The organism is Pseudomonas sp. SJZ080 (assembly GCF_007828295.1).
GTDB classification, from domain to species: Bacteria; Pseudomonadota; Gammaproteobacteria; order Pseudomonadales; family Pseudomonadaceae; genus Aquipseudomonas; species Aquipseudomonas migulae_A.
Genome location: NZ_VIUK01000008.1, coordinates 35,840 through 62,369, shown reverse-complemented (window position 1 = coordinate 62,369; position 26,530 = coordinate 35,840). Strand labels below are relative to the sequence as shown.

General features: G+C 58.3%; 27 protein-coding genes. 11 read left to right on the top strand and 16 right to left on the bottom strand.

Annotated features, from left to right (window positions below):
- Window positions 1–52 precede the first annotated feature (52 nt).
- Window positions 53–712 carry a carbonic anhydrase gene (locus FBY04_RS13215; protein WP_145315482.1) on the top strand — a complete coding sequence of 220 codons (660 nt, stop codon included), beginning with the start codon at window positions 53–55 and terminating at the stop codon, window positions 710–712.
- Between the two features lie 55 nt (window positions 713–767).
- On the opposite strand, the gene FBY04_RS13210 is transcribed toward FBY04_RS13215, so the two are convergent.
- From FBY04_RS13210 to glsB, 3 genes are all read right to left on the bottom strand, one after another.
- On the bottom strand, window positions 768–1,118 hold the full coding sequence (locus tag FBY04_RS13210) for a BON domain-containing protein (protein WP_084321688.1): 351 nt from the start codon (window positions 1,116–1,118) through the stop codon (window positions 768–770).
- A 74-nt stretch (window positions 1,119–1,192) separates the two neighbouring features.
- A complete protein-coding gene (locus FBY04_RS13205; protein ID WP_145315481.1) occupies window positions 1,193–2,695 on the bottom strand; it encodes an aldehyde dehydrogenase family protein in 1,503 nt (500 codons plus the stop codon).
- Between the two features lie 84 nt (window positions 2,696–2,779).
- The gene (gene glsB, locus FBY04_RS13200) at window positions 2,780–3,688 is read right to left on the bottom strand and encodes a glutaminase B (protein WP_084321686.1); all 909 of its coding nucleotides are present in this window, start codon (window positions 3,686–3,688) and stop codon (window positions 2,780–2,782) included.
- 376 nt (window positions 3,689–4,064) lie between these two features.
- Here glsB and FBY04_RS13190 point away from each other — a divergent pair, with 376 nt between their 5' ends.
- From FBY04_RS13190 to FBY04_RS13180, 3 genes are read left to right on the top strand one after another with little or no spacing between them, the layout of a single operon-like run.
- On the top strand, window positions 4,065–4,268 hold the full coding sequence (locus FBY04_RS13190) for a hypothetical protein (protein ID WP_084321685.1): 204 nt from the start codon (window positions 4,065–4,067) through the stop codon (window positions 4,266–4,268).
- Between the two features lie 53 nt (window positions 4,269–4,321).
- The gene (locus tag FBY04_RS13185; RefSeq protein WP_084321684.1) at window positions 4,322–4,837 is read left to right on the top strand and encodes a DoxX family protein; all 516 of its coding nucleotides are present in this window, start codon (window positions 4,322–4,324) and stop codon (window positions 4,835–4,837) included.
- Between the two features lie 55 nt (window positions 4,838–4,892).
- Window positions 4,893–5,591 carry a dienelactone hydrolase family protein gene (locus FBY04_RS13180; protein ID WP_084321683.1) on the top strand — a complete coding sequence of 233 codons (699 nt, stop codon included), beginning with the start codon at window positions 4,893–4,895 and terminating at the stop codon, window positions 5,589–5,591.
- A gap of 185 nt (window positions 5,592–5,776) precedes the next feature.
- Here FBY04_RS13180 and FBY04_RS13175 read toward each other — a convergent pair whose 3' ends face one another.
- The 5 genes from FBY04_RS13175 to FBY04_RS13155 all read right to left on the bottom strand — a co-directional run bounded on the left by FBY04_RS13175 (window position 5,777) and on the right by FBY04_RS13155 (window position 10,202).
- The gene (locus FBY04_RS13175) at window positions 5,777–6,745 is read right to left on the bottom strand and encodes a nitrilase-related carbon-nitrogen hydrolase (RefSeq protein WP_084321682.1); all 969 of its coding nucleotides are present in this window, start codon (window positions 6,743–6,745) and stop codon (window positions 5,777–5,779) included.
- 180 nt (window positions 6,746–6,925) lie between these two features.
- Window positions 6,926–7,858: a GlxA family transcriptional regulator gene (locus FBY04_RS13170; protein WP_145315480.1), complete on the bottom strand. Its 933-nt coding sequence runs from the start codon at window positions 7,856–7,858 to the stop codon at window positions 6,926–6,928.
- Window positions 7,859–7,996: 138 nt separating this feature from the next.
- Complete coding sequence (locus FBY04_RS13165; protein ID WP_084321680.1) at window positions 7,997–8,392, bottom strand: GFA family protein; 396 nt, start codon at window positions 8,390–8,392, stop codon at window positions 7,997–7,999.
- Between the two features lie 144 nt (window positions 8,393–8,536).
- A complete protein-coding gene (locus FBY04_RS13160; protein ID WP_145315479.1) occupies window positions 8,537–9,472 on the bottom strand; it encodes a Ppx/GppA family phosphatase in 936 nt (311 codons plus the stop codon).
- Window positions 9,473–9,581: 109 nt separating this feature from the next.
- A complete protein-coding gene (locus FBY04_RS13155) occupies window positions 9,582–10,202 on the bottom strand; it encodes a cell wall hydrolase (RefSeq protein ID WP_084321678.1) in 621 nt (206 codons plus the stop codon).
- A gap of 200 nt (window positions 10,203–10,402) precedes the next feature.
- Between FBY04_RS13155 and FBY04_RS13150 the strand changes: the two genes are divergently transcribed.
- On the top strand, window positions 10,403–11,254 hold the full coding sequence (locus tag FBY04_RS13150; protein ID WP_084321677.1) for a CAP domain-containing protein: 852 nt from the start codon (window positions 10,403–10,405) through the stop codon (window positions 11,252–11,254).
- A gap of 67 nt (window positions 11,255–11,321) precedes the next feature.
- Here the strand turns inward: FBY04_RS13150 and FBY04_RS13145 are convergent, their stop codons facing one another.
- The 4 genes from FBY04_RS13145 to FBY04_RS13130 all read right to left on the bottom strand — a co-directional run bounded on the left by FBY04_RS13145 (window position 11,322) and on the right by FBY04_RS13130 (window position 16,364).
- Window positions 11,322–11,477, bottom strand: a complete 156-nt coding sequence (locus tag FBY04_RS13145) for a DUF2474 domain-containing protein (RefSeq protein ID WP_084321676.1) — start codon at window positions 11,475–11,477, stop codon at window positions 11,322–11,324.
- A complete protein-coding gene (cydB, locus tag FBY04_RS13140) occupies window positions 11,464–12,480 on the bottom strand; it encodes a cytochrome d ubiquinol oxidase subunit II (RefSeq protein WP_145315478.1) in 1,017 nt (338 codons plus the stop codon). Before cydB ends, FBY04_RS13145 begins: the two co-directional genes overlap by 14 nt.
- A 17-nt stretch (window positions 12,481–12,497) precedes the next feature.
- Window positions 12,498–13,919 (bottom strand): cytochrome ubiquinol oxidase subunit I, encoded by a 1,422-nt coding sequence (locus tag FBY04_RS13135; protein WP_084321674.1) that lies wholly within the window; start codon window positions 13,917–13,919, stop codon window positions 12,498–12,500.
- 120 nt (window positions 13,920–14,039) lie between these two features.
- The gene (locus FBY04_RS13130) at window positions 14,040–16,364 is read right to left on the bottom strand and encodes an FdhF/YdeP family oxidoreductase (RefSeq protein ID WP_084321673.1); all 2,325 of its coding nucleotides are present in this window, start codon (window positions 16,362–16,364) and stop codon (window positions 14,040–14,042) included.
- A 473-nt stretch (window positions 16,365–16,837) separates the two neighbouring features.
- Between FBY04_RS13130 and moaA the strand changes: the two genes are divergently transcribed.
- Entirely contained in the window at window positions 16,838–17,836 is a 999-nt protein-coding gene (moaA, locus tag FBY04_RS13125) for a GTP 3',8-cyclase MoaA (RefSeq protein ID WP_145315477.1), read from the top strand.
- 5 nt (window positions 17,837–17,841) lie between these two features.
- Window positions 17,842–18,741, top strand: coding sequence for a bestrophin family protein (locus FBY04_RS13120; RefSeq protein ID WP_145315476.1), 900 nt, complete (start codon window positions 17,842–17,844; stop codon window positions 18,739–18,741).
- A 45-nt stretch (window positions 18,742–18,786) separates the two neighbouring features.
- Here FBY04_RS13120 and glp read toward each other — a convergent pair whose 3' ends face one another.
- Both glp and moaB read right to left on the bottom strand, forming a co-directional pair.
- Window positions 18,787–19,992 (bottom strand): gephyrin-like molybdotransferase Glp, encoded by a 1,206-nt coding sequence (gene glp / locus FBY04_RS13115; RefSeq protein ID WP_145315563.1) that lies wholly within the window; start codon window positions 19,990–19,992, stop codon window positions 18,787–18,789.
- Window positions 19,989–20,528, bottom strand: a complete 540-nt coding sequence (gene moaB / locus FBY04_RS13110) for a molybdenum cofactor biosynthesis protein B (protein WP_084321669.1) — start codon at window positions 20,526–20,528, stop codon at window positions 19,989–19,991. The genes glp and moaB overlap by 4 nt, the downstream gene beginning before the upstream one ends.
- Window positions 20,529–20,812: 284 nt before the next feature.
- Here moaB and FBY04_RS13105 point away from each other — a divergent pair, with 284 nt between their 5' ends.
- The 3 genes from FBY04_RS13105 (at window position 20,813) to FBY04_RS13095 (ending at window position 22,679) form a co-directional block, all read left to right on the top strand.
- Window positions 20,813–21,703, top strand: coding sequence for a LysR family transcriptional regulator (locus tag FBY04_RS13105; protein ID WP_084321668.1), 891 nt, complete (start codon window positions 20,813–20,815; stop codon window positions 21,701–21,703).
- Window positions 21,704–21,924: 221 nt separating this feature from the next.
- Entirely contained in the window at window positions 21,925–22,431 is a 507-nt protein-coding gene (gene moaC / locus FBY04_RS13100) for a cyclic pyranopterin monophosphate synthase MoaC (protein ID WP_084321667.1), read from the top strand.
- Complete coding sequence (locus tag FBY04_RS13095; protein ID WP_084321666.1) at window positions 22,428–22,679, top strand: MoaD/ThiS family protein; 252 nt, start codon at window positions 22,428–22,430, stop codon at window positions 22,677–22,679. Before moaC ends, FBY04_RS13095 begins: the two co-directional genes overlap by 4 nt.
- Window positions 22,680–22,701: 22 nt before the next feature.
- On the opposite strand, the gene FBY04_RS13090 is transcribed toward FBY04_RS13095, so the two are convergent.
- Together FBY04_RS13090 and FBY04_RS13085 are read right to left on the bottom strand one after the other, a co-directional pair.
- On the bottom strand, window positions 22,702–23,487 hold the full coding sequence (locus tag FBY04_RS13090; protein WP_084321665.1) for a DeoR/GlpR family DNA-binding transcription regulator: 786 nt from the start codon (window positions 23,485–23,487) through the stop codon (window positions 22,702–22,704).
- An 80-nt stretch (window positions 23,488–23,567) separates the two neighbouring features.
- On the bottom strand, window positions 23,568–24,236 hold the full coding sequence (locus tag FBY04_RS13085) for an ATPase (RefSeq protein WP_084321664.1): 669 nt from the start codon (window positions 24,234–24,236) through the stop codon (window positions 23,568–23,570).
- Window positions 24,237–24,583: 347 nt separating this feature from the next.
- Between FBY04_RS13085 and FBY04_RS13080 the strand changes: the two genes are divergently transcribed.
- The gene (locus FBY04_RS13080; RefSeq protein ID WP_145315475.1) at window positions 24,584–26,464 is read left to right on the top strand and encodes an LTA synthase family protein; all 1,881 of its coding nucleotides are present in this window, start codon (window positions 24,584–24,586) and stop codon (window positions 26,462–26,464) included.
- Window positions 26,465–26,530 lie beyond the last annotated feature (66 nt).

The window sequence follows — 26,530 nt, the reverse complement described above, 5'->3', positions numbered from 1 at the left end:
CGGCCCGCACCGTTGTGCGGGCCCAACCCGACTCACTCATGAGGACATTGCAATGAAAACGCTCATCGAAGGTTTTTTGAAGTTCCAGAAGGAAGCCTTTCCGCAACGCACCGACCTGTTCAAACACCTGGCCACTACGCAACACCCCGGCACGTTGTTCATCACCTGTTCCGACAGTCGTGTCGTGCCGGAACTGCTGACCCAGCAAGAACCCGGCGAACTGTTCGTGATCCGTAACGCCGGCAATATCGTGCCCTCCGACAGCCCGCACCCGGGCGGTGTATCGGCCACGGTCGAATACGCGGTTGCCGTACTGGGGGTCACCGACATCGTGATCTGCGGCCATTCGGACTGTGGCGCCATGACCGCCGTCGCTTCGTGCAAATGCATGGACCACCTGCCCGCCGTCAGCGCCTGGTTGCAACACGCCGAGTCAGCGAAAGTGATCAACGAATCCCGGTCTCACGCCAGCGACGCGGCGAAAGTGAGTTCGATGGTACGGGAAAACGTGATTGCCCAACTGGCCAACATCCAGACCCACCCGAGCGTGCGGCTGGCTCAGGAAAAAGGCCTGCTGAACCTGCACGGTTGGGTCTACGACATTGAAACCGGCTCGATCGATGCGCTGGATGCCAACAGCCGCACGTTCGTGTCGTTGGTCGAACACCCGACCACCTGCGCCATGAACGGCAAAGCGATGGAAGCGGCTTGATCCATGTCGGCACCCGATGCAGCGCCCCCGGTTCACGGAAGCGCTGCATCCAGCTTCATTTGTCGTCCGGCTTGCCTGACGATGATGGCCGGATCTCCGGGTTTTCCTCGGCGTTCGGCGGTGTTGGAACGCTTCCGGGCGTGAACACGTGAGTCAGTAATTCCCTGGCATCGATTTCATTGACACCATTCACCGTGCGGGCCAGCGCAACGGCCTGCTCACACTGTTTATGGGTATTGACGCGACCACTCAACACCACCGTTCCTGCAAGTGTTTTGACATGGACTTGCAGACTAAGGGGAGGATCGGCCAACGCCAGGGCCGACTTCACCCGAGCAGTCAGCCACGCGTCGTGCGCGATTATTCCCAGTTGATGAGAGTAATGCTCTAAGGAATGATTTTTCATGGCGGCCCCTCTTTCGAAACACAGACGCAGACACCCTAAATTATAGTGCGGCCTGCGCCTGCGGTCGGGGGTACTCAGCGTTTGACCGACAGATCGGTCTGCGTCATGCGACTGCGAATCGTGAACACACCATCTCCCGAGAGAATCGCACTGCGAGCAAACAGGCGGCCGCTCTCCCAGTTCGAAAGCCCCAGTTCGGGCTTGTTCAGCGCGTATTGACCGTCGACCCAACGGGTGATGCCGTTGCCGACAAACGGCGCGTTGACCGCGTTGTAGAAACGGTCCTGGGCCTCGGCATTTTCACTGATCAACGACACGGTGAATTGCGGGCTGTAGCGGTTGAACAAGGCGATGGCGCTGTCCAGGTCATCGACGATCTTCAGGCTGACTTCCGGGGTTTCTTCCCATTCCCACTCGCGGCCCAATTGATCTTCGGGCAGTGGTTCGACCAAGGCTTCTGTTTGATAACCTTCGGCGCGGCAGACCTCGACCGTTGCGTTCCTCCAATCGTAAGGCACGAACGGCTGGCTGCCCTCGACGATGTGCAGCTTGCAGCCTTCCTCCCGAGCGGCACCGGCCTGTTTCAGGGCGTGCAGAAACAGCGGCACCAGTTCGGCGGCGCGGTCGCGGTGAATCAGGCAGACGTTCAGGGTGTTACAGACTTTGCGGTCCAGGGAATTGCGCACGACGGCAGCAAAGCGCTGGGCGTCGGCGTCCTTGTCGGCGATCAGCCAGGCGCCACCGGTGCCATGCAGGCTGACGGCGGTGCCGGCCTGCTGCGCAATGCTGCCCAATTGACTGACGGCACGCCCCGAACCACGGGCCACCGCCAGCGACAGACGCCGGTCGGCGAACATCGCCCAACCGGCGGCGTGATTGACGCTTTCCACCAGCGACACCGCGCCTACCGGCAAACCGGCGTCGCTCAATGCCGGGTTCAACGCATGGGTGACGATGGCTTTCGCCGTGCCCAGGGCGTCGCTGCCGATGCGCAGCACAGCGGTGTTGCCGGTACGCAACACGCCAGCGGCGTCGGCAAAGACATTCGGCCGGCCTTCGAAGACGAAGGCGACAATACCCAGCGGCGAAACCACCTGCTCGACTTTCCAGCCGTCATGCTCGACGCAACTCATCACTTTGCCACGCGTGGCCGACGCATCGCGCCAGGCCCTGAGGCCCGCGATCATGTCGCGGCGCATGCGCTCATCGGCCAGCAACCGCGTGGTCGAGCGTCCACGAGACTTGGCCCACTCGATGTCGGCGAGGTTGGCAGCCTCGATCAAGTCCCAGCAGTCCTGATCTTCAAGGCGCCGGGCAAAGCAATCAAAGAACTCACTGATCGCCTGATCCGGTACGGCGGACATCGCCGTAAATGCCGCTTCGGCCCGCTCGATCGCTACCGCCGCCGCTTTCTGGTCCGCAACGGGAATCAGCAGCAACTCACCGCTGACTTGCTCCACCAGCAGGTGGTCCCCGGGCTGAAAGCGCAAGGCCAGTTCGGGGCTGACCACAGTGACGCGGTTACCAGCGAAAGGAATTGGCGTGCCAGCGATTAGACGTTCGAGCGCGAGAGACATGAAACGGTTTCACCATGCAAGGGGCGGTCGGAAAATGTATAGCAAATTTCCTGGAGCGTCATTAACCCCACCCGCTCGAATCGCTCAAAACACTGACCAGCCAATCCGCTGGCTCAGCAACTCCAGCGCCGCCATGCCTGCAAGTGAGTTGCCGGCGCTGTTCAGTTCCGGCGACCAGACGCACACCGTGAACTGCCCCGGCACCACCGCGACGATCCCGCCGCCCACGCCGCTCTTGCCGGGCAGGCCGACGCGATAGGCGAAGTTGCCCGCCTCGTCGTAGAGGCCGCTGGTGGCCATGATCGAATTGACCTGCTGGGTCTGGCGAGCGCTGAGGATCTGCTCGCCGCTGTGTTTGCAGAAACCATCGTTGGCCAGGAAGCAGAACGCCCGGGCCAGGTCCACGCAGTTCATGCGCAGGGCGCAATGGCTGAAATAGCTGCGCAACACCGCTTCGACATCGTTATGAAAGTTGCCGAAGGATTGCATCAGGTAGGCCATGGCGGCATTGCGCGCACGGTGCTGGTATTCGGACTCGGCGACCTTGCCGTCCACCATCACCTGCGGGTTGCCCGACAGGCGCCGGACGAAATCACGCATCGATAACGCCGGGGCGGCAAAACGCGACTGGTTGATGTCGCAAATCACCAGCGCGCCAGCGTTGATGAACGGATTGCGCGGGCGTCCGCGCTCGAACTCCAGTTGCACCAGCGAATTGAACGGCTGGCCGGAAGGCTCGTGGCCCAGGCGTTGCCAAATGGCTTCGCCAGAATGGTCGATGGCCTGCACCAGGCTGAAGACCTTGGAAATACTCTGCACCGAGAACGGCGTATGGGCATCGCCGGCGCAAAACAGTTCGCCATCATTGCCATACACCGCAATACCCAACTGGTTGGCCGGCACGGTGCCGAGGGCGGGAATGTAGTCAGCCACCTTGCCCTGGCCAATCAGGGGACGAACTGCGTCAAGGATCTCGTTCAACAGCGCTTGCATGCCGGGTTCCGAAGTCTCGCCCCATGGGATTGCGGGGACACTGACGCTAGACGCTGGCCGTCAGCAGCGGATCACAGATTGCCTGAACACAATCTCATAAACACCACTGCTCCCCGTGGGAGCGGGCTTGCTCGCGAATGCGGTGTATCAGTCACCATTGATGTGTCTGACACACCGCATTCGCGAGCAAGCCCGCTCCCACAGGGATCTGTGTTGTCTGTGTATCAGCATGTATACAGCCCCGTTTTTGACACACCCCGCCCATAAAACCCCGCACCCGCGACACATCGCAGATACACCCGATTGATGAAATGTGCCTGTCGATTGGCTCAGCCGATCAAAGCGCTCAACTCACTCAATGCTACGGAGTATCACCATGTTCAAGCTCTCGACTGCTTCCCTGACCCTCGGCCTGATCATTGCGGGTGGCCTGGCCCTGTCCAACGTCGCGTCGGCTTCCGAGTCCGAAGCGTTCAGCATGAAACAACTGACCCACGGCTACAGCCAGGCCCACGCGGACACCGCTGAAAAACCGGCTGAAGGCAAATGCGGCGAAGGCAAGTGCGGCGCCAGCGAGTAACCCCTGCGCGGGGCCGCGAGCCCCGCATCCCTGACTGAACGGAGACCAAGTCCATGAACGCTGCAATCTCGTCGGCCGTGAAAGGCCTGCACCTGAACCTTGATCGTGCCGGTAGCTGGCTCGCCCCTCTGACCTTGCGGTTGTTCATCGCCTGGGAGTTTTTCGAGTCGGGCCTTGAAAAGTGGAATGGCGAAAACTGGTTCGCCGACATCCAGGACCGCTTCCCGTTTCCCTTCGATCACGTGCCGGCCGCGCTGAACTGGGAGCTGTCGATGTGGGCCGAACTGATCTGCGCCCTCGCCATTTTCGTCGGACTGGGCACACGGATTTCCGCCGTCGTGCTGATCGTGGTGACTATCGTGGCGACCGCAGCCGTTCACTGGCCGGCCGATTGGTCTACATTGAGTGAGCTTGCCCAGGGCTATGCCATCAGCAACAAGGGGTTCGGCAATTTCAAACTGCCGTTGATCTACCTCGCCGCCCTGATGCCGCTGTTGCTCTCGGGTGCCGGCAAGCTCAGCCTCGATACGTTGCTGGCCCGATTCTTCTGGCGTCGCAACAATCGCTGAAATGTTAATGTGGCATGCTGCACCTCCCACCTCACTTGCGTAGACAGGAGCCACCATGAGCGTGACCACCCAATGGATCGAGATCGACAGCGCCGAAGGTAAATTCGGCGCTTACCTGGCCATTCCGCATACTCGGAAAGGCCCGGGTATCGTGCTGATCCAGGAGATCTTCGGCGTCAACGAACACATCCGCTCCGTCGCCGAGCAATACGCCGCCGACGGCTACCTGGTGATCGCGCCGGACCTGTTCTGGCGCAGCGGCCACCGTATCGAACTGACCTACGACGAAGCCGGCTGGAAACGCGCAGTCGAGTTGATGAACGCCACCGATGTCGGCAAGGCGCAAAAGGACATCGAGCTGGCCATCGACGCCCTGAAAGCCCACCCGGGCCTGGACGGCGGGATCGCTTCCATCGGTTACTGCTTTGGCGGCCTGCTCTCGTACCACACCGCCGCCAACGGCCTGGTGGACGTGGCCATCGCCTATTACGGCGGCGGCATCCAGAACCAACTCGACCGTGCCGATGAGATCGAAGTGCCGCTGCTGATGCATTTCGGTGAACAGGACAGCCACATTCCGCTGGAAGCCGTCGAGAAAATCGCCGAGCGCTTCGACAACAACGATAACGTGGAAATCGTCGTATACCCGGAAGCCGAACATGGCTTCAACTGCTCGCATCGCGACAGCTACAACCAGCGTGCAGCGGCCGAGGCCCATGGCAATACGTTGATCTTCCTGGGTATGGAACTGTAAGACCTGACCGCTTTTCGTAGGAGCATGGCTTGCCAGCGAAGGCGTTTTCAACGACGCCTTCGCCGGCAAGCCGTGTTCCTACAGGATTGGCGTCTGCCCTCGATCTCGATCCACCTCCCCGAACCGTAGGAGCATGGCTTGCCAGTGAAGGCGATTTCAACGACGCCTTCGCCGGCAAGCCGTGATCACACTTCTTCAGCTTGTGAAGTGCCGGCCAGCGTCGGTTGAGCGTTGCGTTCATGCACATGGCGATGGGGCGTGCGGTCGATGTTGAGGCTCAGGATTTCCGGGCGGCTGTAGTGACCGCGGCCATCCATCTGGCGCTTGCGCATTTCGATCTGAAACAAGTCGATGTCAGCAATGACTTCGCCTTCACCTTCGGTCAGTGCACCGACGACCTCACCTTGCGGATCGATGATCGCGGTGTAGCAACCGCCGGAGATAGGACCGATCTCGCAGCCGGTGTCGGCCATGATTTGCGCCTGCTGTTCCGGGTACAACCAGGCCGTCGAGTTCACCACGAAGCACGCCGACTCCAGCGCGTGCATGCGGATGCTGACTTCCATCTGGCGGGTGAACAGCGGGCCGGCAAATGACCCCGGGTACATTGAGGCATGAATCTGTTCACCGTCTTCGATCAAGGCGTAACGCGCCAGCGGGTTGTAATGTTCCCAGCAGGCCAGTTGGCCGATTCGGCCAACGGCGCTGTCGGTGGCGCGCAGGCCGGAACCGTCGCCCATGCCCCAGATCATGCGTTCGTGATAGGTCGGCGAAATCTTGCGCCGTGCCTGAATCAGGGTGCCGTCCGCATCGAACAGCAACTGAGTGTTGTAGAGGGTGCTGCCATCGCGTTCGTTGACGCCGATGGACACCACCATATTGGCTTCCTTCGCGGCTTTACCGATCGCATCGGTGGTTGCGGAAGGCACTACAACGGCCTGGTCCAGCAATTTGTAATGCTCGGCGCCCATTTTGAACGGGGCCTGCACAAAGGAAAAGTACGGGTAGTACGGCACAATGGTTTCCGGGAAAACGGCGAACTGCACGCCCTTCTCGCCGAGTTCACGGATTTTGTCGACGACCTTTTCTACAGTGCCTTCACGGCTGTAGAGCACAGGAGCGATCTGGACGGCGGCGGCTTTGACGATGGTCATGGCGGTAATCTCGTTGGGGAATGGGTTTCTACGAGATACAAATTACGGCAATAATATTCTGACTTAAATGTCGAATACACCACCTTTTACGCCATGCAGATACCTGGTAGGAGCCGGCTTTCGGCGTTCCGACGATGTCGCACGTGAAATCGCCATCGCTAGCAAGCCAGCTCCTACAGTTCAGTTCCTATTGGCGCGCTGAATGACTTGCGGCGGTTGGCCGAAGGCGCGAATGAACGCTCTGCGCATACGTTCCCGATCACCAAAACCGGTCTCTGTCGCCACCACATCAATGGCATGCCGGCCGGTTTCCATCATCAGACGCGCGGCCTCCACTCGCAGGTTCTCGATAGCCTTGGCGGGTGATTGACCCGTTTCGGCATGGAACACACGACTGAACTGTCGCGGGCTGAGGTTGGCCGCGCTGGCCAGCGCCTCCACCGACAGCTCGGACTTCAGGTTCTGCTTGGCATAGATCAGCGCAGACTGGATGCGGTCAGTCTTGGGCTCCAGTTCGAGCATCACCGAAAATTGCGACTGCCCGCCCGTACGTCGGTGGTAAACCACCAATTGCCGGGCCACACGCCGCGCTACGTCTGCGCCCAGGTCATTTTCAACCAGCGCCAGCGCGAGATCGACGCACGCGCTCATGCCCGCCGCGGTCCAGACGTTACCGTCGTTGATGAAGATCCGGTCTTCTTCCACCTTCACTTTCGGGTATGCCCGCTGCAATGCCAGCGCATGACACCAGTGCGTGGTCGCCCGCCGGCCATCCAGCAAACCGGCTTCGGCCAGCGCGATGGCACCGGTGCAAATGGAACCCAGGCGTCGAGTGGTCCGACTGGCGCTGCGCAAAAACTCCACCATGCCGGGCGAGACGGGACGGATCAGGTTGTCGCCCATCACCAGCAGCGTGTCGAAGGGACGAGGGTCGAACGCCGTGGTCTCCACGACGAAACCCGCAGAGGTCGGCACGGTGCCGCCGTGCTCGGACAGCAAAGTAATGTTGTACATCGGCGTGTCGACGGCACCGTTGGCCATTTCGAAAGCCGCACACATGGCCAGGCCCAATACCTGAAATTCGGGATAAACGATGAGACCGATCTGGTGCACGGGTGGCAGCCTCCCTTGACCTTTAAGGTGGCATGACAGGTTTCCGGTCAGCCGAGCTTGCACTGTACGCCTGTCACCTCCACCCGGTCTGAAAATACCTCGCAAATGTATCCGCGAGCCGACGAAACGTCAGTCAGATCAATACTCGGCGAGCTGTGGCAACTCATCCGTGATCTCGAACCATGGCGCCTTGCTCGCGACAAACACATGACGCGTCGCCGCCGCGCCGGGGTCGCTGTCCAGCGTACCCAGCGGAAAACCCAGCACCTGCGGATTGGCATCGAACTTCGTGTAGAGACTCGATCCACAGACCGAGCAAAAGCCTTTTCTCTCACCGGGCGACGACTCGTAAAACGTCAGCAGTCCAGCCCCGCTCAACGTCACCCAATCCTTCGTCAGCACCTTTGCACGGGTACGGAAAGCCGAGGCGTGAAGTTTGCGGCACATCGAGCAGTGGCAGTTGAGGATATCGGTCAATTCACCGCGGATCTCATAGGTGATCTGGCCGCAGAGGCAGCTTCCTTTGTGGGGCATCGGGTTTCTCCCTGAATGCACAGGAGGGGTCCTGTGCCTGGCAAGGAGTGTGCAGCGGGCTGGAATTGAAGCGCACGGGCTCACGAGACAATAAGTGGTAGGTTTCGGCCAATGTCGAACGGACGCTCAGGCATCCTGCAGGCGCTAGTGCCTGGTCATCAACCCGTGCAACACGCCGAACCGCAAGCCGGGCTCGGACGGTGTCATGTGCGAAACGCCAAAGACCTTGAACGCCGCCAGCATCAGCACCAGTCCGCCCGGCAGGATGCTCAGGCGATGACTCTGCAGACCGGCCAGCCTGAGCTGTTTGACGTGCCCCACTTCCAGCAGGCGCAACGACAGGCGCAGCAGGCCGCTGTAGGTGATACCGCTGTGGCCATCGTCGTTCAAGTCATTGGCCTTGAGGACTTTGGCCAGCATGCGTGCGGTGCCTGAAGAACCGATGACCTGCTGCCAGCCCAGCGTGCGATAACGGCGTGCCACGCGTTCGAACTGCAGAGTGGCGACACGCTCGGCCTCCAGCAGCGCCGGAGCGGTGATGCGGCCGCCTTGAAAGTAGCGCGCACCAAAGGTGCCGCTGCCGATGGCGATGCTCTCGGTCAACAGCGGTTGAGCGCCCTGCCCCAGAATCAATTCCGTGGAGCCGCCGCCGATGTCGATAACCAGTCGCTTGCTCTCGATGCCGGGCACCGTATGGGCCACGCCGGCGTATACCAATCGGGCTTCTTCGTGCCCGGAAATCACATCAATGCGAAAACCCAGATGCCGTTCGGCGCTGGCCAGAAACAGCTGGGCATTGTCAGCTTCGCGCACCGCACTGGTGGCCACCGCCCGCACACGACCGGGCTCGAAGCCACGCAGCTTTTTGCCAAATCGCGCGAGTGCCTGCCATCCGCGATCCAGCGCCATTTCGTCCAGTTCGCCGCCCTGTAACCCCTCCGCCAAACGAACCGGCTCACGCAGGGACTTCACTTCCTGGATCACCAGTTGCTGGTTCCGCTTGACCGACTGGCCGATCATCATGCGAAACGCGTTGGAGCCCAGGTCAATGGCTGCAAACAGGGAGGCGTCTCCTTTCATTGAAGTCTTCCTTGCAAAATTCATCTGTCAGCCGACGCAGGTCCGCTGAACGTTCAAGACGGTTTGCAGGAATGTTTACATGGGCTCGATGACATCCAGATGACACCCGTCAGTGAGCCTCTCCACCCTTGGGTTTATAGAAAAGAAACATGCTGGTCTCAGTGGTTTTGATGTACTTCGTGGCCCAATCGGGTTTCACATTGCGGTCGTGAAAATACATCGCGCCGTTGGTTCGATCATTGAGCTGCTTGTTGAGCGCCTTGCGCGCGATCTCCTTGGCGATCGCGTACTGGGTTTCTTCCTGGACCTGATCGGAACGCCCGTCGCACCACCAGGAAAACTGGCAGTTCTTCGTTTCAGAACCCTGTTTGACCACCGCGCACACCGTGTCAGGAAAGCCCTCATGACCCAGGCGATTCATGACCACGCTGGCGACGGCTTCCATGTCGGCGGACGATTTGCCTTTGGCTTCCCAGTAGATCGAGCGCGCCAGGCAAGTGATTGCATCATCCAGCGGTGACGCACCGGCCGGATCGACGGCCTGCACTTCGGAGGTGGTAATCGCTTCGGACTTGGGCACCGGCAGATCGGTGCCCTTCTCCGCCGCTTTCTGTTCCAGCACTTCGGCCTTGTTTTCGGCCACTTCCTTTTTTTGTTCCTGTTCAGTCGCCAATGCCTGGCCGCCGAGTAGCGTGATTGCACAGCAGATTGCTATCCGGATTAATCGCATGATCGACCCTTCTGAGTGGACTGGATTCAAGCAACAAAATGTCGACGCACAGCACGTCTTTCGGGCGACATGGCTTGATTGTAGTTGCCAGAATTCATTCCGACAGACGGCCAACAACCTGTATTTCGGCGCGAAAAGGCATTGCGCTCACGGGGGTGTCATCGCGCATCATGGGCGCAGTCAGATCAAGGGAGATTTCCATGCGTGTACTGTCAACCGTTTTGCGTCTTGCCACGTTGTCATTGGGCTTGCTGTTCGCCGCGAAGGCGCTGGCGGCTGACGAGAAACAACTGATCGATTCGATCAACGACTACCGCAGCCAGGTGCAGCGTTGCGCGGGTGAGGTATCGGCGGAACTGCCGCCGCTGGCAGTTGATCCGCGGCTGGCGTTGTCCGCCACCAGCATGGTCAATCTGCAACAGGCCATGGTCGCCGCGAATTATCCGATGAAGAATGTGCAGGCGATCAGCCTGTCCGGGCCGCGTGATGCGGCCTCGGCGATGAAAGCGATCCAGGAGAGCTTTTGCCAGATCGTGCTGGACCCGCAATTCGTCGACATTGGAGTCAGCCGCCAGGACCGTGAATGGCGCATTGTGCTGGCCCGTCCACTGTTGAGTGCACGCCTGGGCGACTGGCAGGCCGAAGGCCAGAAACTGCTGGCCGAGCTCAATGTCGCACGTGGTCGGCCGCGCCAGTGCGGCACGCAATCCTTCGCCGCCGCCACGCCGCTGACCTGGAACGCCCTATTGGCGACGGCCGCCGAGACCCATTCGCGGTCGATGGCCAACAACAACTATTTCGACCACAAGGATCGCGATGGCCGCACGCCGGGTGATCGGGCAGAACTGGCGGGTTACGGCGGCCAGCAGATCGGTGAGAACATCGCGGCCGGGCAAGACACCGTGCGCAAGGTGGTCGATGGCTGGGTCGCCAGCCCCGGTCACTGCGCCAACCTGATGAACCCGCAATACCAGGAGTTGGGCGCGGCATATGCGGTGGACCCGAAGAGTGATTCGGGGATTTACTGGACGGCGATGTTCGGTACGCCGTAAACGCGCGCCGGCAACAGCAAAAAACCCGGACCGCCATGACGGCGATCCGGGTTGTTTCTTTAAAGGGTCAGTGCGAGTTCATCCCTGCCGCATGCATCAACAATCGCAAGGCCCCCGCCACGACGCCCAACGCCAGCACACTGCCCAGCCAGATCAGCACCAGCCAGCCGAGGCGCCGATACCAGCGCGCGGGTTCTGATTGTCGCGGTTTAATGGTAGCCATCGCCGATCCTCACTTTGCCGCGGAACACGTAGTAACTCCAGACGGTGTACATCAGGATGATCGGCAGAATGAACAAGGCCCCGATCAGGATGAACAACTGACTGGTGGGTGGCGAAGCCGCGGCCCACAAGCTGATGGAGGGCGGCACGATGTTCGGCCAGATACTGAACGCCAGACCGATGTACCCCAGGAACACCAGCGCCAGCGTAAAAACAAAAGGCCAGTGGGTGTGGCGCCGGCGCAAGGTGCTGAGCAAGCCGAAGAACGCGAGCGCGGCCAATAGCGCCAGGCCCCCGAACACGACCAGGTGAGCGTGGGCAAACCAGCGCGTCGCGATGTCCGGGTGCAGGATCGGTGTCCAGATACAGATCACGCCGATCACCGCCAACAGCAACCAGGCCAACGGACGCGTGAACAGGCGCATCCGCGATTCGAGCATGCCTTCGGTCTTGACCAGCAACCAGGTGCTGCCCAGCAGCGCATAAGCGACGATCAACCCCACCCCGCAGAACAACGGGAACGGTGCCAGCCAGTCCAGCGTGCCACCGGCGAACTGTCGATCAACCACCGGGATGCCGGCGATGTAAGCACCGATCACCACGCCTTGGGCGAACGTCGCCAACAGCGAGCCACCGATAAACGCCAGGTCCCAGATGTGACGCTTTTGCGGGCTGGCCTTGAAGCGAAACTCAAACGCGACACCGCGAAAAATCAGCCCGCACAGCATCAATATCAGCGGCAGGTACAGCGCTTCCAGAATCACCGAATACGCCAGCGGAAACGCGCCGTACAGCGCCGCGCCACCCAGCACCAGCCAGGTCTCGTTGCCATCCCAGACCGGTGCCACGGTGTTCATCATCACATCGCGCTCCCGTTCATCCGGGATCAACGGGAACAGGATGCCCAACCCCAGATCGAAACCGTCCATGATCACGTACATCATCACGCCGAAGGCGATGATCACGCCCCAGATCAGCGAGAGATCGATACCTTGAATACCCATGACTCAATTCCTCTTCTTCAATTGACGCGGGCGTCGGTGTCGAGGTTTTCGGCGTCGGCGGACAGCGGTCGACGTGGCGTGACGACCTGACCGAAAGTGTTCCCCGCGGCATGCTCGTGATGCGGCTGCGGCCCTTTGCGCACCAGTTTCATCATGTAGCCGATGCCCACCGTGAACACCGAAAAGTAGATGACCACGAACAGCGCCAACGAGACGCTCATCTGCGCCACCGAATGGTGAGAAGCCGCGTCGGCCGTGCGCAACAATCCGTACACCACCCATGGCTGGCGGCCCACTTCGGTGGTGATCCACCCGGCGAGCATCGCGACCAGGCCGCTTGGCCCCATCCACATCACAAATCGCAGGAAGCCGCGATGCCGATAGAGGCCACCGCTGCGACGCAACGCGAGCCCGAGCAAACCGGCCAGAATCATCAACATGCCAAGGCCCGCCATCACGCGAAAACTCCAGAAGATAATCGTCGCGTTGGGGCGGTCCTCTTTCGCAAAGCTTTTGAGCGCCGGAATCTGTTTGTCCAGGCTGTGGGTCAGGATCAGGCTGCCCAGGTAGGGGATTTCCACGGCGTAGCGGGTTTTTTCGGCCTGCATGTCCGGCAGGCCGAACAGCACCAACGGCGTTGGCCCGTTGTCGGCGTTCTCCCAGTGCCCTTCAATCGCGGCGATTTTCGCCGGTTGATGCTCCAGCGTGTTCAAGCCGTGAGCATCACCCACCACCGCCTGAATCGGCGCCACGATCAACGCCATCCACAGCGCCATCGAGAGCATTTTGCGCACCTGGCGGGTGTCATTGCCCCGCAGCAAATGCCACGCCGCCGACGAGCCGACGAAAAACGCGGTAGCGACGAACGCGGCAATCGCCATGTGCGCCAACCGGTACGGGAACGACGGATTGAACACAATCGCCAGCCAATCCATCGGCATCACCCGACCATCGACGATCTGGAAACCTTGCGGCGTTTGCATCCAGCTGTTCGACGCCAGAATCCAGAAGGTCGAAATCAATGTGCCGATCGCCACCATCACCGTGGCAAAAAAGTGCAGCCCGCGCCCTACCCGGTTCCAGCCGAACAGCATGACCCCGAGGAAGCCAGCCTCAAGGAAGAACGCCGTGAGCACCTCATAGGTCAGCAACGGACCGGTGATGCTGCCGGCGAAGTCGGAAAAGCGACTCCAGTTGGTGCCGAACTCATACGCCATGACCAGGCCGGACACCACGCCCATGCCGAAGTTGACGGCAAAGATCTTCGACCAGAAATGGTAGAGGTCGCGATAGGTGTCGTTGTGGGTCTTGAGCCAAAGCCCTTCGAGCACGGCGAGAAAACTCGCCAGGCCAATGGTGATGGCAGGAAAGATGATATGGAACGAAACCGTGAACGCGAATTGAATTCGCGCCAGGTCCAGTGCCTCCAGGTTGAACATGATGAATATCCTCATCGAGGCTGGGTTAAAAACGGCACACAGCCGGGCCACCGTCGGGCCTTGCGGCCCACAGCCAACTAATGTCGAAAGGGTGAAACCGGAGCGCCGCTCCGGTTTGAACTACGCGATGGAAGACATGATCACGTTGCTGGCGCCTGCCTGTTCGAGCCGGATGGCGACGAACTTGGAGGTCGGCGTGAACGTACGGTCACCGTAGCTTTCCAGCGGAACCAATGGATTGGTTTCCGGGTAGTAAGCCGCGGCTTGCCCCGGCGGAATGTCGTAAGCGATCAGGGTAAAGCCGCTGACACGACGCTCGCGGTCGTCGTCCCAGAGCGACACCAGATCGACCTTCTGCCCCGGCTCGAAACCGAGTTTGCGGATGTCCTGCTCGTTGACGAACACCACGTCGCGCATGCCGTAAACCCCGCGATAGCGATCATCCAGACCGTACAGCGTGGTGTTGTATTGATCGTGGGAGCGCATGGTTTGCAGGATCAGATCCGGTTTCTCTGCCAGGTTGCGCACACCTTCGCTGATCAAATGCGCCGGCAACGCACTCGGGGTGAACTGCGCTTTGCCGGTCGCGGTTTTCCAGACACGATTCGAAGCGGTGTTCGGCATGTGGAAACCGCCCGGATGCAGCAACCGTCGATTGAAGTCTTCGAAGCCCGGGATGGTGTCGGCAATCATGTTGCGGATGCGACCGTAGTCACCGATGGCCCAGTTCCAGTCGATCGGATGCTTGCCCAACGTGGCGGCAGCGATCCCGGCAATGATCGCCGGCTCCGAACGCAGGTGCGCCGACTTGGGTTTCAGCTGGCCATGGGAGATGTGGATCATGCTGAAGGTGTCTTCCACGGTGACGCCTTGCGGTCCCTCGGCCTGCAGGTCGATGTCGGTGCGACCCAGGCACGGCAAAATCAGCGCTTCCTGTCCGGTCACCAAATGGCTGCGGTTGAGTTTGGTGGCGATGTGCACGGTGAGGTCGCATTTGCGCAGAGCATCGTGAGTGCGCGGGGTGTCCGGCGTGGCTTGAGCGAAGTTGCCGCCCAGGGCGATAAACACTTTCGAACGGCCCTGCTCCATCGCCGAGATCGCCATCACGGTGTTGTGGCCGTGTTCGCGCGGCGGCTTGAACGAAAAGCGTTTTTCCAGTGCATCCAGCAGCTCGACCGGCGCCAGTTCGTTGATGCCCATGGTTCGGTCGCCTTGCACGTTACTGTGACCGCGCACCGGCGACAGGCCGGCACCGGGACGGCCCACGTTGCCGCGCAGCAGCATCAGGTTGATGACTTCCTGCAGCATCGGCACCGAGTGCGTGTGCTGGGTCAGGCCCATCGCCCAGCACATGATCACGGCGTTGGCTTTGGCGTACATGCGCGCGGCGAGTTCGATATCCGCCAGGCTCATGCCGGACTGTTCCTCGATGTGCGCCCAGTTGGTGGCATCGACTTCGGCCAGGTAAGTATCCAACCCCGAGGTATGTTCAGCGATGAAGGCGTGGTCAAACACCGGTTCACCACCGCTGGCCTGGGCTTCGCGCTCCCACTGCAGGAGGAATTTGACCATGCCGCGCATCACCGCCATGTCTCCGCCGAGTGCCGGGCGGAAGTAGGCGGTGTTGGTCGGCTCGGAGCCGTTCAGCAACATCTCGATCGGGTGCTGCGGATGTTGGAAGCGCTCCAGTCCGCGCTCTTTGAGCGGGTTGATGCAAATCACCTGCGCCCCGCGCTTCACCGCTTCGCGCAGCGGTTCAAGCATCCGCGGATGGTTGGTGCCGGGGTTCTGGCCGATGACGAAAATCGCGTCGGCATGCTCCAGGTCATCGAATACCACGGTGCCTTTGCCCACGCCCAGGCTTTCGATCATGCTGACCGCGCTGGCTTCATGGCACATGTTGGAGCAGTCCGGGAAATTGTTGGTGCCGTAGGCCCGTACGAACAACTGGTACAGAAAAGCTGCCTCGTTACTGGCCCGGCCCGAGGTGTAGAACTCGGCCTGATCCGGCGACTCCAGCGCATTAAGGTGTCGGGCAATCAGGGCAAACGCCTCGTCCCAGGTGGTTTCCACGTAACGGTCCGACTGTGCGTCGTAGCGCATCGGGTGGGTGAGCCGACCTTGATACTCGAGCCAGTAATCGCTTTGCTCGGAAAGCGTCGACACGGTGTATTTGTTGAAAAAAGCCGGGTTCACCAGGCGACCGGTCGCTTCCCAATTGACTGCCTTGGCGCCGTTTTCGCAGAACTTGACCATGCCGTTTTCCGGCGACTCCCCCCAGGCGCAACCCGGGCAGTCAAAGCCACCGTTCTGGTTGGTCTTGAGCATGGCGCGGATGTTTTTCAGGGCGTTCTCACTGCCGAGCCAGTTTTTGGTGACGGCGATCAGCGCCCCCCAACCGGCAGCGGCGCCCTTGTAAGGTTTGTAACGGTCGACTTGAGACATGATGCTTCTCCGTGACAATGCACACAGGCTTTTCAAAGTACGGAGCAAGAATATGAACGGGGTTGAAATATTGTCTAATCGCTATTAATGACCACATTATCGAAGATATCTATCACGGGATTTATTCATTAAATATCAATAGCTTGAGTATTTGACCCGCAACTTTAACGATTTAAGAAAGTTCGTCATAGAGCCCATCGATCACCCGGTCATTAATAGTGATTGGACGCCTTATCAAGTTGCTCTTAGCCTGCGCTTCACACCTCCGTCCATGTCGCAAATTAACGGACCAATAACGGGACTGTGACGAATTTGTAGGAGCCGGCTTGCTGGCGATGGCGATTTCACTGACGCCATCGCCAGCAAGCCGGCTCCTACAGAATAGCGAGACCGCAATCCATTCCGGATGACGACGGAATTTCCATCACAAAGTGCGCGGGTCATTACCACCGAAACCGCCAAGCGAGGCTGTCATGTCAGAGCGAGTCTTGATCGATGGGTTCTCCCGGCGTGTGGACTATCTACGGATGTCCGTCACCGATCGTTGTGATTTCCGTTGCGTGTACTGCATGGCCGAAGACATGCAGTTTCTGCCCCGCCAACGGATCCTGACCCTGGAAGAAATCTACGAGGTAGCCGAAAGCTTCGTGGCGCTGGGAACGCGCAAAATCCGCCTGACCGGCGGCGAACCGCTGATTCGTCCGGGCGTGGTGCAACTGTGCCAACGAATCGCTGCCCTGCCCGGCCTGCGCGAATTGTGCATGACCACCAATGGTTCGCAGTTGAGCAAACTGGCCAAGCCGTTGTTCGACGCCGGGGTCAAGCGACTGAACATCAGCCTCGACTGCCTGGACCCGCAGCGCTTTCGCGAGCTGACGCGCACCGGCGACCTGGCGCAGGTCATCAAAGGCATCGACGCCGCCAACGCAGTCGGGTTTCGCAACACCAAACTCAACTGCGTGGTCATGAAGGGCCGCAACGATCACGAGATCAACGATCTGGTGAGCTTCGCCATCGACCGCCAGCTCGACATTTCATTCATCGAAGAAATGCCCTTGGGCACCATCCATGAGCACAGCCGCGCGGAATCGTTTTATTCCAGCGCCCAGGTACGTGAACGGATTGCCGAGCGCTACACTTTGATTGACTCCGCCGAGTCGACCCAAGGCCCTTCCCGCTACTGGCGTCTGGCCGAGGCACCGCAGATTCGCCTGGGGTTCATTTCCCCCCATAGCCACAACTTTTGCGGCACCTGCAACCGAGTGCGGCTGACCGTGGAAGGTCGACTGCTGCTGTGCCTGGGCAACGAGCATTCCGTCGATCTCAAGGCGGTGTTGCGCGCCCATCCCGGCCAGCCCGAACGCCTGGAAAAAGCCATTATCGAGGCGATGAAGCTCAAGCCTTATCGGCACAATTTCGAAGTGAACGATGACGTCCAGGTGGTTCGCTTCATGAACATGACGGGCGGCTGAAAACCATGATCGTGAGGCCCAAACCCAACCTGATCGGCGTCCTGACTTCACTCAAGGGTTCGATCGCCAAACGCATTGCCTGGCGCAGCCTGATGGTGACGTTGCTCGCCTCGGCCATCGTGCTGATCGAAACCCTGCACCCCACTTATTTCTCCAAGGTCAGTGCAACGCCATTCACCCTGTTGGGTTTGTCGCTGTCGATCTTCATGAGCTTTCGCAACAACGCCTGCTATGACCGCTGGTATGAAGCACGCAAGGCGTGGGGGGATGTGATCGTCGACATTCGTTCGATGATTCGCGAAACCCAGATCGTCAAGGACGCCGGCGAACGGCACAAAATCCTCAGCAACCTGTGCGGCTTCGCCCATGCGCTCAACGCGAAACTGCGCTCGGAGAACGAACTGGCGGCCAGCGGTGACTGGCTCGACCCGATACCCAGGAACAATGCCGCCGACTTGAGTGGGCAAATTTTGCTTCAAGTCGCTCAGCAGTGTTCGACGCTCAGCGAATCGGGCGCAATCAGTGAATGGCGCTATACGCTCATGGCCAGTCATTTGACCCGCCTGACCCAGGCCCAGGCCGTTTGCGAACGGATCAAACACACACCACTGCCGTTTCCCTACACGCTGTTGCTGCACAGGACCATCTACCTTTTCTGCATCCTGCTACCCTTTGCCATGGCCGAACCGTTGGGCTGGCTGACACCGATTTTCACGGCCATTGTCAGCTACACGTTTTTCGGTCTGGATGCGATCGGCGATGAGCTGGAAGACCCGTTCGGTCGTGACGAAAATGACCTGCCCACCGATGCCTTGGTGCGCATCATCGAACGTGATGTCCTGTCGGCGCTTGGGGTGACGCAGCTTCCTCCGGTGCTGGAGCCCGTTGATTTCGTGCTTGAGTGATCGAGACGCTCCCCTCACCCAGCGGTGAGGGGGGGGCGACTCGCTCTAGAACAATTCGCTGAAGGGGATGAACCGCACCGGATCACCGACCTTCAGCGTGCAACCTTGCGCAATCTCAGCCAGTCCATCCGCCCATGACGCGCCCAGCAACACGCCTGAACTCTGGTTCGGATAGAGCACGGTACGGCCTGCTTCCAGTTTGACCCGCAGGTACTCCTGCCGGCTTCCGGCCTTCGGCCAGTCGAACCCGGCGCTCACCGCAAAGCTCAATGGCGTGACGTCTTCCACACCCTGAATCCGCAGCAGGTAGGCCCGGGCCAATAACCCGAAGGTCACCAGCGCCGAAGTCGGGTTGCCTGGCAGGCCGATCACCGGCACCGTGCCAAAATGGCCGACGGTCAGTGGTTTGCCCGGTTTGATCGACAGCTTCCACAACAGCGGCCGGCCGCATTCGCGCAACACTTGCCCAAGGCAGTCGGCATCACCGGCGGACACGCCGCCAGTCGTCAGAATCAAATCGGCGGCGTGCTGCAACTGTTCAAGCTTGAGCCGGGTCTGCCGTGACTGGTCAGGGAGAATCCCGGCATCAATGACCTCGCAGCCCAGTGCTTCCAGCCAGTGGCTCAACAACGTCCGGTTGCTGTTGTAAATGCCGCCGGGCTTCAGCGGCGTGCCTGGTTCCACCAGTTCATCGCCGGTGGAAAGCAGCGCGACCCGTGGCCGTCGCACCACATCGACATGGGTCATGCCCTGAGCCGCGGCCACCGCCAGTTCGAACGGTCCCAACCGTGTACCCGCCAGCAACAAAACCTGGCCCACCCGATTCTCCTGGCCTTGCGGTCGAATATTCTGGCCCGCCGTCAACGGCTGCTTGAAGCGTATCTGACCGTCCGCCAGAACCTCGACGTTCTCTTGCATCTCAACGCAGTTGGCGCCCTCCGGCACAGGCGCACCGGTGAAGGTTCGAGCGCAGGTTCCCGGCAACAAGGCGTCGGGGGCGCGGCCGGCAAAAATCTGTTGCGACACGGCTAAAGGTTGCCCGCTCCAGCCGTGAACATTCAACGCATAACCATCCATGGCGCTATTGGGCCACTGCGGAAGGTCCAGATCAGCCACCAGATCATTGGCCAGCACGCGGTGCCGGGCCGCATTCAGCTGGACCGGCTCGCTGTCATGCAGTCGTTGCGCCTCGGCCATCGCCAGCAGTCTGGCAATGGCTTCCTCCACGGGCATCAGCGCTGATGAAGTCATCCCCGAGGCCCGCACGCCTGCACCGGTTTGAGGTGCGGTACGAAGTTGCATGGCCTGTGACGTGCGTCCAGCTGCTCGGCAAGGATGCCTTCCCACGCGGTTCGGCAGGCACCGGTCGACCCCGGCAGGCAGCACACCAGCGTCCCGTTGGCCAGCCCGGCCAATGCCCGACTCTGTACTGTGGACGTGCCGATGTCGAGAATGGAGATTGCCCGGAACAACTCACCAAAACCGTCAATCTGTTTGTCCAGCAAACACGCAACTGCCTCGGGCGTACTGTCGCGGCCCGTGAAGCCGGTGCCGCCGGTAATCAGCACCACTTGAATCCCTTCATCGGCGATCCAGGTCGCCACCTGGGCGCGAATCTTGTACAGGTCGTCCTTCAACAGATTGCGCTCGCTGAGGGTGTGGCCGGCTTCCAGCAAACGACTGACCAGCAATTGCCCTGACGTGTCGTTGGCATATTCCCGGGTATCGCTGACGGTCAGCACGGCAATATTCAAAGGGACAAACAGTGCATCCGATTTCACACTCATAAGGTTCTCCGGCAGGCATTAATTAAATAACTTTCAGAGACTAAAGTGCTTATACAACCACTGTCTAATCACTCTAACCAACCAACTTATCGAGCGCCTCTATCACGCATCTCGACTATTGTTTACTTCATTGATAGAGCCCGCCGATGACTCATTAAACATTACTGATTGGACTGAACACAGAGACGGTGAGATCGTCTGCTCATAACGTTAACTGCCAAGCCTGTGCGCCCTTCGCACCTACGCTACTACTTACACCCCATTCCCTCTCGGCAGGTGCCATCGTGGACATCAAACAACTCAAGTTTCTGATTGCACTGGAGCAGACCCGTCACTTCGGGCAAGCCGCCGCGCGTTGCCACATCACCCAGCCCACCCTGTCCATGCGTCTGCGTAATCTGGAGGATGAACTGGACCTGGTGCTGGTCAAACGCGGCCAGCGTTTTGAAGGTTTTACCGAGGCTGGCGAGCGCGTGCTGGCGTGGGCCAGGACGCTGCTGGCGGCCCATGACGGGCTGTTCGCCGAAGCGGCCGCCTGCCGTGGCCAACTGGTCGGCAACCTGCGAATGGGCCTGGTGCCGCTCAGCAGTTTCAATCCGGTCAGCTACATCAAGGGCCTTTCCCACAGCTTTCCCGAGCTCAAGTTCAGCCTGTCCTCGATGAGCTCGGACCAGATCATCGAAGGCCTTGGCAACAACCAACTGGACTTGGGCGTCTGCTACCTGGATCACGTGAATCCCAATTATTTCGAGTTTTTCGAAATCGGCGAGACACGCGTCGGCCTGCTGTACGACACGCGTCACTTCCATTTCGAAGGCACTGAAATGAGCTGGGAGGACGCCGCCGAACTGCCGCTGGGGATGATCAGCAATGGCATGCACTACCGCAAATCCATCGACCTGAGCTTCCGCAGTCGTGGACTCAACCCGCAGCCGATCCTGGAAAGCGACTCGACCTACCAGTTGCTCCAGGCGATTCACGAAGGCTTCTGCTGCTCGATCATGCCGCTGCACAGCGGGCTGGAAGAGCCGATCGAAAACCTGGCGTTCATCGACCTGCCAGATGCCAGCGTTCTCGCGCCGCTGGGCCTGGTCATGCGCAAAACCGAACCGCGCTCGGCCATCGCCGAGAAATGTTTTGCCGAAGCTCGGTTGTTATTCAACGTAACTAATTGATGTTCATGAGTAGCCTGATAAACAACTTGCGCACGCGTTGATCGACAGCACCAATCACGGGATCAGAACAAGCGATTGGACGCCATAATTGAATATCCGTAGCCTGAACTTAATCCAGTGCTGCGGGTTTTAATCATGTTGTGCAAAGTTGAACAAACCACTGAACTAACGGACGAAAACACACCCGTGCCGCAACCGCATTTCGATCAGGTGTGTCGCTCATGACAGACCTTCTGAATACCCCACCCGACCGATTGACGCATATCGACAACCAAGGCCGCGCGAACATGGTCGACGTCAGTGACAAGTCGCTGACCCAACGCGAAGCCAAGGCTCAGGCGTGGGTGCGCATGCGTCCGGAGACCTTGAAGCTGATTCAGACGGATGGGCACCCCAAGGGGGATGTGTTCGCTGTCGCCCGCATCGCCGGCATCATGGCGGCGAAAAAAACCCATGAACTGATTCCGCTATGCCATGCCTTGTTGCTCAGTTCGATTCAAATCGAACTCAAGGTCTGCGAGCCCGACAGCGTGAAAATCGTCAGCACCTGCCGCCTCGAAGGCCAGACAGGCGTAGAGCTTGAAGCGCTGACCGCCGCCAGCGTCGCCGCGCTGACCATCTACGACATGTGCAAAGCCGTCGACCGCGGCATGGTCATTGGCGACATCCGTTTGCTCAGCAAACAGGGCGGCCGGTCAGGGCAATTCAATCTGGAGGACGCGCAATGATTCTTGTCAGTTACTTCGCACGCTATCGCGAGCAGTTGAACCTTGGCGGTGAAAAACTGCTGCTGGATGCTTCGCTCAACACTGTCGATGACATCCGCCAACGGCTGATCGCGCGCGGCGGTGTCTGGGCAGACATTTTCAGTGAGATCAACCTGATGTGTGCGGTGAACCAGGACTTGTGCCGACTGGATCAGGCCGTCGAAGACTTTGACGAGATCGCCTTTTTCCCACCGGTCACTGGCGGCTGAGAATGGTGGCGTTGTGTCGTCATCAGGTGTCCGCCTGAACCACCTCAATCCCCAGTTTCCGATAATCCCCGACATCGCCCGACGCCACATGACGCTCAGTGATCAGTGTATGAATGCGGTTGCACGGCGCGACCACGAACGGCTCCACCGCGCCCAGTTTGTCCGCTGTGGTGACGGCGATCACTTGCGAAGCACTGTCTATCAGCGCCTGTTTCACGGGCACCTCGTCGAAATGCAGTGAGCTGATGCCGACTTCCGGGTGAATCGCGCAGACCCCGGTGAACAGCACGTCGGCCTTGATGCCCTGCAGCAGGCGCACGGTCTCGTGACCGCTGACCGACATCGTCGCCAGGTTGAGTTGCCCACCCGCCAGAATCACTTTGATGCCTTTGTATTCGGCGAGGGTAATTGCGGTCATTGGCGAGGTCGTGATCGCCGTGATGGAAATGTCCGACGGCAACGAACGCGCGATCTGCAGCGTGGTGCTGCCGGAATCGAACATCACGATCTGGCCATTCTCCACCCGGCCTGCCGCGAGCTGCGCCAAGCGGGTTTTCACCTCATCGGTTTCGCTGACCCGGGTAAAGTAGTCCTTGCCCGTATCCTTGGGCCGAGGCAGCGCCCCGCCGTGTACGCGCTGCACCAGACCGGCCGTGGCCAGTTCCGACAGATCGCGGCGGATGGTGTCTTCGGAGACTGCGAAATGCTGGCTCAACTCGGAAGCCATGACCTTGCCGTCACGCTCGAGGATCAGGAGGATTTTTTGCCGGCGCAATTGAGGAAGCTCGGCCGCCGAATGATCATGCATGTTTACGCCTGAGTTTGCGGGTTTGTGCGAGATTAGCCAAACCCAGGCGCAAACACAATCGGCGCGGCGATGGACAACCGTCAGTTGCTCGCGACTTGCGCCACAGTGCCCGAAGTCACCAGCGCCTTCAGCGAGGCGTCGAACTGTTTCAACGCGTTCACTTGCAGCTCGGTTTGCTGGTCGATCTGCGCGGCGATTTCCGGCGCTGCCTTGCCATGCACCCACACCGAAGACAGTTGTTGTGCGCGGGCGCCTTCGGCCTTGCCGATGTATTGCAGGTTCGAGTCGTAGAATTTCGCCATGAACCGCGCTTCAACCTGGTTGTTGCGCTTCGACACCAGACGGCTGTAGGTGTCCAGCATCACCACCACGTCCGGGTGCGCTTGCACTACGGCATCGAGGTTGTCGTAGACGGTCACCGAGGCAAATTCCTTGTGCAACGACCCCATCAGCCAGTTGATTGCCAGTTTTGGATCGGAGCTTTTTACGAAAGCGTTGCTGATGCGTGAATCCAGCGCCGGGTTCTTCGCGCCGTTCAGCGCAACCGAGTGGTACTGCTCAAGGTATTCGAGGGTGTTTAAGGTGTTTTCGCTGTACAGCACGCCCACCGTTTGGGCTGGCTTCAGGCTGGCTGCGCTGTCGGCGACCGGCAAGAAGTGGCAGGTCTGGTCAGCGGCGTAGGCCGGTACGGTGGCGGCAGCGCTGCCAGTCAATACGGCGACAAGGGCCAGCAAGGTAGAGATTCTCATCGCGCAGGTTCCTTCGGAGGCGAATTCGGTATGTGGCTATCCTCCTCCGTTGCCGGAAAAACAGAACTTGCGTTTATTGATGGTGGTTATTGATTAAACGAATGGTTGCGCGAGCCCCCTCATGATGCGTCTCGACGCAAAAGGCGAAAAAATCTGGCTCGGGCCCAAGCCCTTCGTAAGGGCCGATGCGAGCCCCGATACCACTGCTCACTCAAATTCCGGGTTTTCTTGCCCAAACAAAGACTGGGTGCTTAAGTTGATGTCATGAGGAACCTGCCGGTACTGACTTCCTGCCTGCCCCTCGTTTCGACGTTGCACGTGTTCTACGAACTCAGGGGCAGAACGATATGTGGAAAAGAGCCTATTTACTAAACATAACCGCTCTTCTCGCTGTTTCTCTTTTTCTTGTACCAAAAATTATTTTGATAGAGTTTTTTTCCAAGAGATGGATTGATACCGGGGTGTCCAGTATTTTTTTGTTTCTGTTACAAGACCTGATCCTTTGCGCGATCATATACCTGATAATAACAAGCACACTAAGCAAGAATAAATTCTATTTTTACGTGCTGAGTATTGCCTCAGGGGTTATCTTGTTATGCCTTCTATTGGATATGAGGGTTCGAGAACTATGGCTCAAGCCTTTGGATTTTTCACTAATAAATTACAGCTTGCAAAATGCCAGTGATTTAATCTCAGGAGCAGAAATATTTTTCAACCAGATCTCTGGCTTTGGATTAACCTTTCGATTCATTGTATTTATCCTCTTCCTTGCTTACCTGACAACCTGGCTTCTAGTTGGATTGGCCACCTATAAAACACACAAACATCAAAAAACAATCATAGAAGAGAACACCAAACACAAGACACTGTTTATATCATTCCTGGCAACCCTGTTTTTGTGGTCAATTTTTACGAAAGACGCTCGCTACGACCTGAATACAAATATTTTCACAAACCCTTTGATTGCTGCTTTTAAAAGCATCATCTCTTTAAATTCCACTCAAGCTGTAACCCAACTGGAATTCGAACAACCAGCTTACCCTCTATCAGCAATCAACGAGATTCAAAAGCTAAACCCCCAGCCCACTCCAGACTTTAACAACCTGGTAGTGATTGTCCTGGAATCGGTCCGATGGAACAGTATTTTTGGTGCCGGTGTAAACACTGGTGAAAAATACCCCGTATTTGCAAAACTTTCCCGGGAAGGAATGCTTTCCAAATCGTATGTGTCCGTCCCACATTCGTCCAAAGGTTATTACTCAATACTTACCGGACTGCATGCATACCCGGATATCGAAATAAAAGAGGCGATGAAACTGCATCAACCCAGCATAATTCATGAATTAAAAAATAAAAAAGACATGGAAGCCGTCGCATTCAGCTCATTATCCCTACAGTTTGAAAATATGGATGGTTTTTTAAAATCTGTAGGCGTACCGAACGCGTATGTAGTTTCTGATATCAGCCCAGTTAAAAATCACCACCAAAGCAGCTTCGGAGAAAGTGATGAACATCTATTCTCGTCAAGTGTTTCGCACCTGAAAGACATCACCCATAAAGGCAAAGGATTCATTGCGCTGTATTTTCCATTCGCAGCGCATTACCCCTACAACTGCACGCCCCATTCAACCTCACAAACAACGATAGAAAAATACGAAGAATGCATAATGAAAACAGACACCCTGATAGGTGAAATGCTGGATAAATTCGACACATCAGGCATCTTGAACTCAACGTTATTTGTGTTTGTTGGTGATCATGGAGAATCTTTTGGGGAGCACGGGCTGTTTATTCACAACTCTTCCATGCACGAAGAGGAAGTCGCGGTGCCTTTAATATTCTGGGCAAATGGCAAGGTATTATCCAAGAACACATCAACGACAAGCCACCAGACTGACATCGTACCAACAATCGCTGACTTTTTTGGAGTGACTGATTCCTCTCTCAACATACAAGGCGTCAGTTTGTTGAGAGAACAAGGGAAGCGAGTATTTTTCATGTCGACTTTTTTTGACGAGTTGTCATCAGCACTCGTTGAGCATCCCCGCAAATACATATATGAATACAGCCCTGACACCATGACAAAATATAATCTCGAAGACGATCCACAAGAAAAATCACCTCAATCCGTTCTTGGCAATGAATTCAATACCATTAAAAACAGATTGCTTTCTTACAACGCGTACCAAAAAACTGTTTTTGCAAAAGAACCCGAACAAACCGAGTGACGTTCAATCACCGTTGCGTTGCAAATCAATCGGCACCTGAATGCATGGAATATCGAATTCCAGGTG